13 protein-coding genes are annotated in these 14,019 nt (G+C 45.2%); 10 read left to right on the forward strand and 3 right to left on the reverse strand.

The features are described from left to right. Positions 1-32 precede the first annotated feature (32 nt). From rarD to RIN81_RS09285, 4 genes are all read left to right on the forward strand, one after another. Positions 33-938 (forward strand): EamA family transporter RarD, encoded by a 906-nt coding sequence (rarD, locus tag RIN81_RS09270; RefSeq protein ID WP_309089526.1) that lies wholly within the window; start codon positions 33-35, stop codon positions 936-938. Between the two features lie 74 nt (positions 939-1,012). Continuing rightward, on the forward strand, positions 1,013-1,513 hold the full coding sequence (gene tpx / locus RIN81_RS09275; RefSeq protein ID WP_309089528.1) for a thiol peroxidase: 501 nt from the start codon (positions 1,013-1,015) through the stop codon (positions 1,511-1,513). Between the two features lie 83 nt (positions 1,514-1,596). After that, complete coding sequence (locus RIN81_RS09280; RefSeq protein WP_309089530.1) at positions 1,597-2,589, forward strand: class I SAM-dependent methyltransferase; 993 nt, start codon at positions 1,597-1,599, stop codon at positions 2,587-2,589. 5 nt (positions 2,590-2,594) lie between these two features. Next, a complete protein-coding gene (locus RIN81_RS09285) occupies positions 2,595-3,419 on the forward strand; it encodes an EcsC family protein (protein ID WP_309089532.1) in 825 nt (274 codons plus the stop codon). A 15-nt stretch (positions 3,420-3,434) separates the two neighbouring features. Here RIN81_RS09285 and RIN81_RS09290 read toward each other — a convergent pair whose 3' ends face one another. Next, positions 3,435-3,746 (reverse strand): hypothetical protein, encoded by a 312-nt coding sequence (locus RIN81_RS09290; RefSeq protein WP_309089534.1) that lies wholly within the window; start codon positions 3,744-3,746, stop codon positions 3,435-3,437. A gap of 232 nt (positions 3,747-3,978) precedes the next feature. Between RIN81_RS09290 and RIN81_RS09295 the strand changes: the two genes are divergently transcribed. After that, on the forward strand, positions 3,979-5,181 hold the full coding sequence (locus tag RIN81_RS09295) for an argininosuccinate synthase (protein WP_242233250.1): 1,203 nt from the start codon (positions 3,979-3,981) through the stop codon (positions 5,179-5,181). Between the two features lie 2 nt (positions 5,182-5,183). Continuing rightward, positions 5,184-6,560 (forward strand): argininosuccinate lyase, encoded by a 1,377-nt coding sequence (argH, locus tag RIN81_RS09300; protein ID WP_309089536.1) that lies wholly within the window; start codon positions 5,184-5,186, stop codon positions 6,558-6,560. A gap of 71 nt (positions 6,561-6,631) precedes the next feature. Here argH and RIN81_RS09305 read toward each other — a convergent pair whose 3' ends face one another. Next, positions 6,632-7,081: a universal stress protein gene (locus tag RIN81_RS09305; RefSeq protein WP_375164526.1), complete on the reverse strand. Its 450-nt coding sequence runs from the start codon at positions 7,079-7,081 to the stop codon at positions 6,632-6,634. Between the two features lie 156 nt (positions 7,082-7,237). Here RIN81_RS09305 and RIN81_RS09310 point away from each other — a divergent pair, with 156 nt between their 5' ends. Beyond that, positions 7,238-7,885 (forward strand): metal-dependent hydrolase, encoded by a 648-nt coding sequence (locus tag RIN81_RS09310; RefSeq protein ID WP_309089862.1) that lies wholly within the window; start codon positions 7,238-7,240, stop codon positions 7,883-7,885. Positions 7,886-7,983: 98 nt separating this feature from the next. Then, positions 7,984-9,297, forward strand: coding sequence for a DRTGG domain-containing protein (locus RIN81_RS09315; RefSeq protein WP_309089538.1), 1,314 nt, complete (start codon positions 7,984-7,986; stop codon positions 9,295-9,297). A 30-nt stretch (positions 9,298-9,327) separates the two neighbouring features. On the opposite strand, the gene RIN81_RS09320 is transcribed toward RIN81_RS09315, so the two are convergent. Then, positions 9,328-9,639 (reverse strand): YtpI family protein, encoded by a 312-nt coding sequence (locus tag RIN81_RS09320; RefSeq protein WP_309089540.1) that lies wholly within the window; start codon positions 9,637-9,639, stop codon positions 9,328-9,330. Positions 9,640-9,735: 96 nt separating this feature from the next. On the opposite strand from RIN81_RS09320, the gene RIN81_RS09325 reads away from it, so the two are divergent. Together RIN81_RS09325 and dnaE are read left to right on the forward strand one after the other, a co-directional pair. After that, the gene (locus RIN81_RS09325) at positions 9,736-10,671 is read left to right on the forward strand and encodes a DHH family phosphoesterase (RefSeq protein WP_309089542.1); all 936 of its coding nucleotides are present in this window, start codon (positions 9,736-9,738) and stop codon (positions 10,669-10,671) included. Positions 10,672-10,745: 74 nt separating this feature from the next. Next, positions 10,746-14,012 (forward strand): DNA polymerase III subunit alpha, encoded by a 3,267-nt coding sequence (gene dnaE, locus RIN81_RS09330; protein WP_309089544.1) that lies wholly within the window; start codon positions 10,746-10,748, stop codon positions 14,010-14,012. Positions 14,013-14,019 lie beyond the last annotated feature (7 nt).

The raw sequence follows: 14,019 nt of genomic DNA on the forward strand, positions 1-14,019 counted from the left end.
ATTTCGTGTATAGAAATAAATGAGGTGAAAAAATGCAGGACGAACGAAAAGCCGGCATGATCTATACAGCCGGTTCGTATGTAATATGGGGCTTGATTCCGATTTACTGGAAGCTGGTCAGCGGTGTATCCGCTTATGAAATACTCGCTAACCGCGTGATATGGTCGTTTGTTTTTATGATTTTGCTGCTTGTTCTGATGAGAAAGTTTGCTCCGCTGGGACAAGTGTTAAAAGAAATTACCGCTCACCCTAAGAAAGCGGCGGCACTTGCAACGGCTTCTGTTTTAGTCAGCATTAACTGGTTTGTGTTTATTTGGGCAGTCAACAACAACCATATTATTGAAACAAGCATGGGCTATTATATCAATCCGCTTATGAGTGTGCTGCTTGGTATTCTTGTATTGAAAGAAGCTCTTTCAAAAGCACAAATCCTTTCTTTTATTCTGGCGGCATGCGGTGTGCTCATTATGACTTTTTCCTATGGCTCTTTTCCGTGGGTATCGATATCACTGGCGGTTTCGTTTGCGCTTTACGGACTGGCTAAGAAAATGATCAGAATGGATGCTGCAGTGGGATTGACGATCGAGACAGCTGTTGTGACGCCGATCGCTGTTTTATATTTGGCTTTTCTTTCATCGAGCGGAACCCTTCAATTGTTTTCCGGCAGTGTACAAACGGATCTTCTGCTTATCGGAGGAGGCGTACTGACAGCCGTTCCCCTTCTTTTGTTTGGTCACGGCGCCCAAAAAATACCGCTTTACTTAATTGGTTTTTTACAGTATATTGCTCCGACAATGACGCTGCTGCTCGGTGTGTTTTTATACCATGAGCCTTTTACACCATCCCAGCTGCTGTCGTTTTCTTTTATTTGGAGTGCGCTCGTTGTTTTTACATTTGCTCAATTAAAAACGGCTCAAAAGAAAAAAGCCGTTATTTAACTCTTTTTCATTGCAATGGCATTGGTCGATTCAGTATGATGTATGTATAATGCAGAATGTGGAGGGAATTATAGATGGCAAACGTAACATTTAAAGGCAATCCAATGACATTGATTGGCGATGAAGTAAAGGTAGGAGACAAAGCGCCGGACTTTACTGTTTTGGCAAATGACTTATCTCCAGTCACGCTTGCAGACACAGCAGGCAAAGTGCGTTTAATCAGTGTAGTGCCTTCGATTGATACAGGTGTTTGCGATGCGCAGACACGCCGTTTTAACGAAGAAGCAGCCCAATTGGACAACGTTGAAGTATTAACCATTTCGGCTGACCTTCCATTTGCTCAAAAACGCTGGTGTGCAGCAGCGGGTCTTGAAAATGTGAAAACATTATCAGATCACCGTGATTTTTCATTTGCACAAGCGTACGGCATTGGAATGCAGGAACTTCGCCTTTTGGCTCGTTCTGTTTTTGTAATCGATTCAAGCGACACTGTTACATACGTGGAATATGTTGGAGAAGGAACAGATCATCCAGACTACGCCGCAGCAATTGAAGCTGCAAAAGCAGCAAACTAATTTAGTACAGGTTCGGTTTGCAGCCGGCTTTGACATTTTGTCGGAGCCGGCTGTTTTTTTCGACAGGAAAGTGAGGTTTTTTTATGACACAGGAATTAACAGTAGAAAATTTATTTGGGGTATTCGATGAATCGGCCGCTCTTCTAAGCCGTCTTTTGTCTATTCCCTATTTAGAAGCGCTCGGTGAAACGGCAGAAAATCTTTTTCACGGGGATGTTATCCAGGAAGAATTAAATGAGATGGATGAAAAACGCCTGCAAAAGCTTTACAGCAGCGCACAGCTTGACCGCTATTCAAAAGAAGCGATCCGCAAAGCGTTTCAGCTCGCTATTTTAAAGGGCATGAAAGAGCATGTGCAGCCCAATCATCAAATGACACCGGACTCAATCGGTTTGTTTATCGCTTATTTATTAAGAAAAAGCATGGGAAAAAACACTTCTTTTACCCTGCTTGACCCAACTATTGGAACGGGAAACCTCGTGGCCACTGTGTTAAATGAGTTTGACGGCAAGGTGGAAGCGTACGGAGTTGACCTTGATGATGTGCTGCTTAAGCTGGCATATGCGGGAGCCAACCTCCTGCACCATCCTATTACGCTGTATAACCAGGACGCGCTGGAGCCGCTTTTAATCGATCCAGTTGATGTTGTTGTATGCGACCTGCCGGTTGGCTATTATCCAAATGATGCTCGGGCTTCTTCTTACAAGCTAAAAGCGGACAGCGGCCATTCATATGCACATCATTTGTTTATTGAACAGAGCTTACATCACACCAAGCCGGGCGGCCAGCTTTTCTTTATTATTCCAAATGGTCTTTTCGAATCGCCGGAAGCGAAAAAGCTGCAGGCTTTTTTAACGGAAGAAGCGTATATCGAAGGTGTGATCCAGCTGCCGGAAACCCTTTTTAAAAACAATAATGCAGCAAAAAGTATTTTGATGATCCGGAAAAAAGCACCGGGTGTGAAAAAGCCGAAGGAAGTATTGCTCGCAGCAATGCCGTCTTTAACGGATAAAAGGGCAACAGCGTCTATTGTACAAAAAATTGATCGGTGGTTTGCAGATTATCAGAAGGGATGACCAATATGTGGACAAAACGGGATCAGGCTTACTGGGAGGAGTTAATGGCGTGGGAACAGCAGCTTGCAGCTGATCAAAACAGCACAGCAGAAGAAGCGAATTCTTTTACAAGCCAGGCCGCAGCTGTCCTGCCGGAAGAGACGCAGACGCTCCTCGCTGAAAAAGCGGATGAAGGTTTAAAGAATATTTATGCGTTTATGCACAAAACACAGCTTCAAAACGAAGTACGCAGTCGAGTGCTGGCTGTAGCGCGGGTTTTTGATGATGAAATCGAAACGCTGGCACATATGCGCCGCCTGCCCATTGATCAGCTTCATTACATAAGCAGCCAGCAAACAGCCCGCAGCCGCCTGCTTGCAGCTGCACAGGGGGCTCTTACGGGAACGGGAAAACTTTTGCCGCTGGCAGCCGATGTGGTTTCACTGCCCGTTATTCAGCTGCATGTTATTGAAGCAACTGCGATGTCCTATGGTTTTGATTTGAACGAACCATTTGAGAAAGAAACTATCCTTCACGTACTGTATACAGCCATGCTCCCGAAGCATTTGAAAGTAGATGGATGGGCGCAGCTGATTACGGAGGTGGAAGAAGGAACATCTTATATAGACGGCCGCTGGTCCTTCAATGAGTCGATGCTGCGGGAGCCGCTGCAATACATCATCAAGCTGGCAGCTGTCAGGGGATTTCGCCGCCAGAAAATATCCGGCCTTCCACTCCTGTCAATGGCCATTGGCATTGGAGCAAGCTGGCGGACAGTAAACGAAACAGCAGTGTTGGCGGAACGATACTATCAATACCGTTATTTGCATGAAAAAAAGAACCGGAATTAAAAAACCGGTTCTTTTTTATGCATGTGTTTTTTTTGCCTCATCTACGTCTGGCGACGTTCTAAACCAAAGCCATAAATCATTAATAATAGAAGCAAGCTCACTGATCTCTGTATTCAGCCGGCACGATTGGTCGAAGTTCTCTTCTTCATTTAAGGCGGCTTGTTTCCTATTAATTTGTCCTTCAAGTTCGCCGATGCGGTCTGGGATGGTTCCTCGGATCGTTTCCCATTCGAGAGTGATCTGCTGGCGTTCATTCACGGAATAAGAAAACCAGTCATGCTGAAGCGCAGGAAGAGGAATGCCCAGGCGTTTATCATATTGAAACATTTGGTCACCTGCTTTTAACGGGTTTCTTCCATAGTAAAAGAAAAAGGGTAAAATAGCAAAAGAGCTGAATATGCAGAATCTTTACATAAATACACAAAAAAATGTATTTTTTTTGAGAAAACCACTTGAAAGGCCCCTCTGAACATGATATTCTTTATACATAATATAAGAATAAAAATAAGATTCGTTGAATAAATATACTTTTGTTCGCAAGAAAGAGGAGGAAATATAGATGGGTAAGAAAGTAGTTCTGGCATATTCGGGTGGCCTTGATACATCCGTTGCAATTCCGTGGCTGAAAGAAAAAGGATACGACGTTGTAGCGGTTTGCTTGGACGTCGGCGAAGGAAAAGATCTTGAATTTATTAAAAACAAAGCCCTGCAGGTTGGTGCAGTCGAAAGCTACATGATCGATGCGAAAAAAGAATTCGCGGAAGATTTTGCGCTTGTTGCTTTGCAGGGGCATACATGGTACGAAAACAAGTATCCAGTTGTATCTGCACTGTCTCGTCCGCTTATTTCAAAAAAGCTGGTTGAAATCGCAGAACAAGAAAATGCAACAGCTGTTGCGCACGGATGCACAGGAAAAGGAAACGACCAGGTTCGTTTTGAAGTGGCGATCCGCGCTCTTAATCCAGACCTTGAAGTATTGGCTCCTGTTCGTGACTGGGCTTGGTCACGTGAAGAAGAAATCGAATATGCGAAACAGCATAATGTGCCGGTGCCAATCGGTAAAGAAAGCCCGTTCTCAATTGACCAAAACTTATGGGGACGTGCTAATGAGTGTGGCGCTCTTGAAGATCCTTGGGCAGCACCGCCGCTTGAGGCATACGACTTAACTGCTCACTTAGAAGATACGCCGGACACGCCGGATATCATTGAAATTGATTTTGAAGAAGGGGTTCCAACATCTGTGAATGGTGAAAAAATGGAGCTGGCAGAACTCATTCTTCACTTAAATGAAGTGGCAGGCAAGCACGGTATCGGCCGTATTGACCATATTGAAAACCGCTTGATCGGCATTAAATCGCGTGAAGTATACGAGACTCCAGGTGCGACGACATTGATCACTGCGCATAAAGAGCTTGAAGATATTACACTTGTAAAAGAATTGGCTCACTTTAAACCAGTCATTGAAAAACGTTTAACGGAAATTATTTATGACGGTCTTTGGTTTAACCCAATTCGTGAATCGCTTGTTGCGTTTTTAAAAGATACACAGAAATATGTAACAGGCACAGTTCGTGTAAAATTGTTTAAAGGCCATGCAATTGTAGAAGGAAGAAAGTCGCCGTATTCATTGTATGATGAAAGCCTTGCAACATACTCGAAAGACGATGCGTTTGACCATGCGTCTGCAGTTGGTTTCATCAACTTATATGGTCTTCCAACGGTTGTGAGCTCACGGGTTCATAAAGAGAAGGGGCTTAAGTAATCATGACGAAAAAGTTATGGGGCGGCCGGTTCCAAAAATCAGCGGAAGAGTGGGTAGACGAATTCGGAGCGTCCATCTCATTTGACCAGGAGCTCGTTTTCGAGGATATCGAAGGCAGCATCGCCCACGTGACCATGCTTGGTGAAACAGGTATTTTAACAAGTGAAGAAATGGAACAAATCAAGTCAGGACTTGAGGCTTTAAAGAAGAAAGCCGAAGCCGGTGAAATCGAGTTTTCGGTTTCGCTTGAAGACATCCATTTAAATTTAGAAAAAGCTTTAATTGATTCGATTGGCCCTGTTGGCGGCAAGCTTCATACCGGAAGAAGCCGGAATGATCAAGTTGCTACAGATATGCATTTGTACCTGAAGAAGCAGGTTAAAAACATTATCGGGCTAATCAGCCAATTTCAATCAGTTTTAGTGGAGAAAGCCGATCAGCACAAAGAAACGATTGCGCCAGGCTACACACACTTGCAGCGGGCGCAGCCGATTTCATTCGGCCATCATTTAATGACATATTTTTGGATGCTGCAGCGTGACAAAGAGCGGTTCACAGAAGCGCTTAAACGGATCGATGTATCACCGCTCGGGGCGGGGGCACTTGCGGGAACAACATTCCCGATTGACCGTGAGCGTTCAGCAGAACTGCTTGGATTCGCCGGCGTCTATCAAAACAGCATGGATGCGGTAAGCGACCGGGATTTCATTCTTGAGTTTTTAAGCGCATCATCCATTTTAATGATGCACTTATCCCGCTTTTCAGAAGAAATTATTTTATGGTCAAGCCAGGAGTTTCGTTTTGTCGAGATGGATGATACGTTCTCAACAGGCTCAAGCATTATGCCGCAAAAGAAAAATCCGGATATGGCAGAGTTGATCCGCGGCAAAACGGGCCGTGTATATGGAAACTTGTTTAGTTTGCTGACGATTTTAAAAGGACTGCCGCTTGCATATAACAAAGATATGCAGGAAGACAAGGAGGGCATGTTTGACACTGTTCATACTGTTCTCGGTTCTTTGAAAATTTTCGCTGGCATGGTGGATACAATGACGGTAAACGAAGACCGCATGAAAGACGCCGTGCAAAATGACTTTTCTAATGCAACAGAGCTTGCGGATTACCTGGCTGCAAAAGGCATCCCATTCCGAGAGGCGCATGAAATCACAGGGAAACTTGTTTTTACGTGCATTCAAAAAGGGTGCTTCCTGCTTGATCTTTCTATGGAAGAGCTGAAAGAAGCATCAAGCGTGATTGAAGAGGATATTTACGGCGTTCTATCTCCGTATGAAGCGGTTAAGAGAAGGAAGTCTCTTGGCGGCACTGGTTTTGACCAAGTAGAAAACCAGATTCAAGCGGCAAAAGAACTGCTTAAGTAAAAAGCTTAAGGCGCTGCTATCAGTGGCGCTCTCTATAAAAAAACCGCCAAAGGAGTGGCGGTTTTTTTTTGTTATTCATCAGGATCATCCGTACGGACAATTAACACATCGCATCCGGCTGCCCGTGTGATATGCTCAGAAACGCTTCCAATCAAAAAGCGTTCCATTGCGTTAAGCCCGGTGGCCCCGCATATAATTAAATCGGCTTCTACATGCTTTGCTACGTTTTTTGGAATCACAGCTTTTGGAGACCCGTATTCAACAAATACATTTATGTTTGTAACACCGGCCGCTGCTGCTTCTTTTTTGTAATCATCTAAGAGTTCATTTCCATACTTTGTTGCCCGGTCGGCAATGGAACGGTCATACGCTTCAATAGCGGCGAATGAGCGGGTATCAATGACATGGACCAGATTAAGCGAAGCGCCATTTCGTTTGGCGATTTGAATAGACTTTTTAAATGCCCATTCTGCTTCCTTTGACCCATCTACCGCTACTAAGATGTGCTTGTATTTTAGCATAATTCATTCCCCCTTATAGTTTTATTTTACCTCGAAAAAAGGAAATCAAAAGTGGTAAGTCTAACATTTCTGTAAACTTTCTTAAAGAGGTTTGAAGATTTTAAAGACAGGGAAAAGCCATTTGATGTATTAAAGATTAAAGAAGGGAGTCTGCTCATAAAAGTATCGTATCATGGACATTCAGTTGTAAAAATCCGATCAAACGGAAAAACAGTTCTAATCGATCCGTTTATTAGCGGGAATGATTTAACAGATTTAAGAGCAGACGAACAAAATCCGGATTTTATTATTCTTACACACGGACATGGGGACCACGTCGGAGATACGGTTGATATTGCCAAGCGAAGCGGCGCGCTCGTCATTGCAGTCAATGAACTCGCTCTTTACCTGCAGCACCAGGGGGTAGAAGCCCATCCGATGCATATTGGCGGAAGCCGGGAATTCGAATTTGGGAAAATCAAATTTACGCAGGCTTTCCATGGATCAGGGCTTCAGCAGGCAGATGGAACGTTTCTTTATATGGGTATGCCGGCGGGTGTACTGATTATGAATGAAGGAAAAACCGTTTATCATGCGGGTGATACTGCTTTATTTTCGGATATGAAACTAATCGCGGAGCGTCATCCAATCGACCTGGCCCTTCTTCCGATCGGGGACAATTTTACGATGGGGCCGGAAGACGCGGCGGTCGCTATTCATTACGATACATTTCCGCCAATCCGCCAAAATCCCGCAGATTTTGTTTCCATGGTACAAAACGGAAGCGGCCGGGTAATGACAGTAGGGGAAGTAATCGAGTTATAAAAGCGGAGCCGTCTCAATTGAGGCGGCTTCTTTTTTTTCGCTTTGTTTTGTTCTATAATTGAAAAAGGAATGAGAGCGGAAAGGGACGGGTGGAGCCAGTGACAACAAAACACGAACAAATTCTTCAATATATTGAGGAATTACCGATCGGTGAAAAAATTTCCGTCCGCCAGATTGCCAAAGCGCTGTCGCTTAGTGAAGGGACTGCTTACCGGGCCATAAAGGATGCTGAGACAAAGGGCATGGTCAGTGCGATTGAGCGTGTCGGCACGATTCGGATCGAGCAAAAGAAAAAAGAGAATATTGAAAAGCTGACGTTTGCAGAGGTTGTGAATATTGTAGACGGACAAGTGCTTGGCGGGCGAAACGGGTTGTATAAAACATTAAATAAGTTTGTCATCGGAGCAATGCAGCTCGAAGCGATGATGCGCTACACAGGACCGGGCAACCTGCTGATTATTGGTAACCGTGTGAAAGCTCATGAGCTCGCTCTTCAAGCGGGCGCTGCGGTCCTCATTACAGGCGGATTTGAGGCAGGCGACGAAATAAAAAAACTGGCCGATGAGCTGGAGATGCCGGTCATCTCAACAAGCTATGATACATTTACTGTAGCAGCCATGATCAACCGGGCGATCTACGATCAGCTGATCAAAAAAGAAATTGTACTGGTCGGGGATATTTTAACACCAGTGGAAAGCAGTGTATTTCTTCAACTTGGAGATACAGTGGGTGACTGGCTGGATAAAAACAGAGAAACGTCACACAGCCGGTTTCCGGTTGTAGATGAGCACTTAAAGGTATTCGGTATTGTAACGGCGAAAGATATTATGGGAAGCGGCCGGGAAATTGGTGTGGAAAAAGTAATGACGAAACACCCGCTTACCGTCACCTTGAAAACAAGTGTGGCTTCAGCCGCCCATATGATGATCTGGGAAGGAATTGAACTGCTGCCAGTCGTAGACGAACAAAATCGTCTGCAGGGTATTGTCAGCCGCCAGGATGTGCTTAAAGCGATGCAAACCGCACAACGTCAGCCACAGGCAGCTGAGACTCTCGATGATACGATTGCCAAGCAGCTGATTCTGCCTGAGGATCAAAGCGCAAGCGGCAGTTATCAGTTTGAGGTAACCCCGCAAATGACCAATCAGCTCGGCACGGTTTCTTACGGAGTGTTTACAACGATTGTAACCGAAGCCGCAAATCGCGTTTTGCGTGCACATAAACGTGGTGACCTTGTGGTAGAAAATATCACGATTTACTTTTTAAAACCGATTCAGATGGAGTCCATTCTTACGGTTGCCCCAAAAGTGCTGGAAATTGGCCGTAAGTTCGGGAAGGTAGATGTCGAGGTATATAATGCAGGGGTGCTTGCAGGCAAAGCGATGATGATGTGCCAGTTAATTGATCGATAAAAAAAGCAGGCGGCCTGCCTGCTTCCTCGGTTACAGCTGATCCATTTTTTCTGCTTCCTGCCGGGCGAATGGCTGGTAATGCCTGTACAATTTAAAACCGGCCGCCATGCTGGCGAATCCGTACAAAATAAAAATGGCGGAAATAATATAGGCGGTTGTAGTCTGCTGAATAAGCAGCGTATTTACGCCAAACGTGCCGACAAATAACCCCAGTACCATACTGGATTTAGCGGACAGCCACTTTCTTTCCATTGGCCGTCTGCTTCTGACATATTGGACTTTATAAAACAAGTAAAACATAAATGATAAAACAATGATGACGACCAAAAAGAAATTAGGCATTCGATGTATTCCTCCGTTTTTGGCTTCCATTTTTATTGTAACGGGAACAGCGGCGGATTTCCACCGGAAACAAGCCTGTAGAGAAGGGGAAAAAAGTTGAAACAACAGATTATTGATAAAATTAAAGAATATGATACGATCATTCTTCACCGTCACGTACGTCCGGACCCGGACGCATACGGATCACAAGGAGGGCTCGCTGAAATAATCCGCGCTACGTTTCCGGAAAAAAACGTTTACACGGTTGGGGCAGAGGAGCAGACGCTTTATTTTATGCGGCGCCTCGATCAAATTGAAGACAGTGTTTATGAAAATGCGCTCGTCATTGTATGTGATACAGCCAACCAGGCGCGAATTTGTGATCAGCGTTTCAAACTTGGGAAAGAAGTGATTAAAATTGATCATCATCCAAATGAAGATCCATACGGCGATCTTCTTTGGGTAGAGGAAGATGCGGCAGCGTGCAGCCAGATGATTTATGAGCTGTTTAAAACATCTGGCGGACAGCTGAAGATCAATGACGAAGCAGCACGCCTTCTTTATGCAGGTATTGTCAGTGATACAGGGCGTTTTTTATACCCGTCTACGACGATTGAGACTATGCAGTGCGCTGGTGAATTGATGCAGTATGAGTTTGATCGGCAGGAGCTGTTTAACCATTTGTATGAAAAAGACGCACATGTCTTGAAGCTTGAAGGATATATTCTCCAGCATTTTGTAATGGATGAATCGGGTGTAGCGGAAGTGCGGATGACGAAAGAATTGTTAAAGCAATTCGGCGCTACACAAGCTGAAACCTCTCTTCTTGTCAGCATTTTAAGCGGTGTAAAAGGCATTAAAGCGTGGGTCTTCTTTATTGAAGAAGAAGATCAAATCCGTGTGCGCTTCCGCTCTAAGGGACCTGTCATTAATGGGCTGGCGGTGAAGCACGGAGGCGGCGGCCATGCGCTTGCGGCAGGGGCAAGTGTGTATTCATGGGAAGAAGCAGACCAAGTATTAGCAGATTTAAAAAATCTTGTAGCAGGGCAATAAAGGAGAATTTTTTCTCCTTTCTTTTTATATTAAAAAGAGAACGTATATTCAGATTGTGAGAGGAGTGAAAAGAAGTGATCCAGCTGGAAACGGAAACGGCATACAGCTTTCGTGGCGCGACGCTCACGCCAGAGCAAATCGCTCAAAAAACGCAGGAAGCGGGCCAAAAGGCGGTCGCGCTGACAGATTGGAACAACCTGCATGCAGCTATTCCTTTTTATCTTGCCTGCCAAAAGCGCGGCATTAAGCCTATTTTGGGATTAAAAGCGGAAGTGGAAGCCCAGCAGGAGAGTGATCGGGCATATCCGCTTCTTTTGTACGCGCAAAATGATAATGGCTTTTCAAATTTAATTAAAATTTCCAGTGCTTTGCAGACAAAAGCAGAAGCCGGTCTTCCGCTTCGCTGGCTGAACGGATACGCTAAAGATCTGATTGCCGTTCTGCCAGGCCTAGATGGTGATCCTTCTGAAGAAGCACTGGCTTTTTTTAAAGAGGTTTTTCAGCATTTTTATATCGGGCTTCGTGGAACGCGGGCTGAACGTTTTTTAATAGAAAAAGCAAGGGCTGACGGCATTCCGGTTGTAGCCATTGGTCATGTTCAGTATGCCGATCCAGCAGGCGCTTTTGCTTCAACATGCCTCCAGGCCATCCGGGACAACCGGCTTATTGAACCGGAAGAAGAATTAACGGAAGCAGTGTATGCTTTTAAGCCCGAGGCTCAATGGAAGGAACTCTATCAGGATATTCCGGAAGCAATGGACAATACGGCGGTTATTGCCAGGCTCTGCGATGTGAACATAAAATTTGGCAGCCGCCTTCTTCCCGCATTTCCTCTGCCGGAGGGAGAAAGTGCCGTTGAACGGTTGAAAAATTTATGTATGGAAGGGCTGAGGGACCGAAGTGATCCGGCTTATATAGAGCGCCTTTCCTACGAGCTGTCTATAATCAGCAGAATGAATTTCAGTGATTACTTTTTAATTGTTCATGATTTTGTACACTTTGCCAAAAAACAAGGAATTCTGACAGGGCCGGGCCGGGGATCCGCTGCCGGATCTCTTGTAGCCTTTGCCCTTGGTATTACCGCAGTAGATCCTATCCGCCATAATCTCTTGTTTGAGCGGTTTTTAAATCCGGAGCGGATTACGATGCCGGATATTGATATTGATTTTCCAGATTATCGTCGTGATGAGGTAATCCGGTACATCACTCAAAAATATGGTGCTGTTCACGCCGCGCAAATTGTAACGTTCGGTACGTTATCAGCTAAAGCGGTGATGAGAGACACAGCCCGGGTCTTCGGTTTTGACAGCGGAGAATTATCACGGCTGTCAAAGCTTATTCCGTCGACACCGGGAACGAAGCTTTCACAGGTTAACTTAGAGGGCTGGCGGGCGGAGTCGCCTGTTCATGAACGCATTTATCAAACAGCACTCCGCTTGGAAGGACTGCCGCGCCATACCTCTACACATGCAGCGGGTATCGTGATGACTGAAAAGCCGCTCACTGACCATGTGCCCATCATGAAGGGGCATGACGGGGTGTATTTAACGCAATATCCAATGGAGCCGCTTGAGCAGCTGGGGCTTTTAAAAATAGATTTGCTGGGCTTGCGCAATTTAACAACAATCGAACGAATCATCGCTTCTATTCGAAGAAAAACCGGCCGGAGGATAGACTTATTGTCGCTTTCGCTAGATGATCATGATGTTTTCAAGCTGCTTGGAGAAGGAAAGACAGCCGGTATTTTTCAATTTGAATCTGAAGGAATGAAAAATGTTCTCACACAGCTGCAGCCAAACCGCTTTGAAGATATGGTAGCCGTAAATGCCTTATACCGCCCCGGCCCAATGGAACAGATTCCCACCTATATTAAACGGCGGCATGGACAGGAATCGCTTCAATATCCACATCCCGTTTTAAAAGAGATACTAGAGCCGACGTATGGCATCATTGTCTATCAGGAGCAGATTATTCAAATCGCTGTGCAGCTAGCCGGCTTCACACCCGGAGAAGCCGATTTGCTGCGCCGTGCTGTAAGCAAAAAGAAAAAAGAGACACTGGAGCAGGAGCGAAAACATTTTGTCAGCGGTGCTGTTCAAAATGGTGTCGAAGAAAACATCGCTCTTTTCGTGTACGACTTGATTGTCCGGTTTGCTGACTACGGCTTTAACCGAAGCCATGCGGTTGCCTACAGTATGATCGCATACTGGCTTGCCTGGCTGAAGGTTCATTATCCGGCTCATTTTCTAGCAGCGCTTTTGCAATCTCAAACGGGAAATGAAGAAAAGATGCGGCAATACGCAGCGGAGGCAGCGGAGTATGATCTTTCTTTTCTCGCACCATCTGTTAATATGAGCAGCTATTCATTTCAAGCCGAACAAGATGGGATTCGATTTGGTCTTGTGCCGATAAAAGGAGTGGGCCAGACGGTTGCCAAAACGATTATAGAGGAACGAAAAGAGGGCCGTTTTCAGGATTTATTTGATTTCTGCCAGCGGGTTCCGGCGAATATTGTGAATCGAAAAGCAATTGAATCACTAATTTATGCGGGAGCGATGGATGAGTTTGGCCAGGATCGTGCGGTGCTGCTGGCCAGTATTGATGCGGCCGTAGAACACGCAGCTCTTATTCAGCCGGATGAAGGGAGTTTATTTGAAGGGCTTGGTGTATCGTTCCATCCTAAATATGCGGATGTAACTGGACTTCCCGTAGATATAAAACTGGAAAAAGAACGGGAAATGCTCGGTCTGTATGTTTCGGATCACCCGATAGCGCTTCATCGAAAGGTGCTTGCTCAAGCCGGTGCCGTTCCAGTGATAAAGGTTCAAGCCAGCCGAAAAGTCATCACAGCAGGAATGATCGGAAGCATTCGTGAGATCCGCACGAAAAAAGGCGATAAAATGGCTTTTTCCTCCCTTGCAGATGAAACAGGAGAGCGGGAAATGATCTTATTTCCGGAAGTGTACCGAAAACATGGCCCATTTATTGAAAAAGGGAAAGCTGTACTTGTAAAAGGAGCAGCAGAAGAACGAAATGGCAGTCTCCAGCTTATTGTTCAGTCTCTTGAACCGATTCAAGAAGGAATAAACAAAACGATAGAAAAAAAACAAGTTCTTTTTATCCAGCTGCCGGAAGGAAAAGGAGAAAGTGAGCTGGCAGGCTGGGTAGTGGAAGAGCTTCAGCTTTATCCGGGCCAGGCCTCGGTGGTGATCCATTATGAACGGACGAAGGAAACAGTAAGGCTCGGGCCGAAGTATAAAGTATCACCGAAAGAAGAATTGATTGAGGGGCTGAAAAAAAGGTGTGGAACACGCAACGTTGTGCTTAAATCCTTTGACTAACCTTTAC

This window comes from Domibacillus sp. (assembly GCF_031181085.1).
Lineage (GTDB): Bacteria > Bacillota > Bacilli > Bacillales > Domibacillaceae > Domibacillus.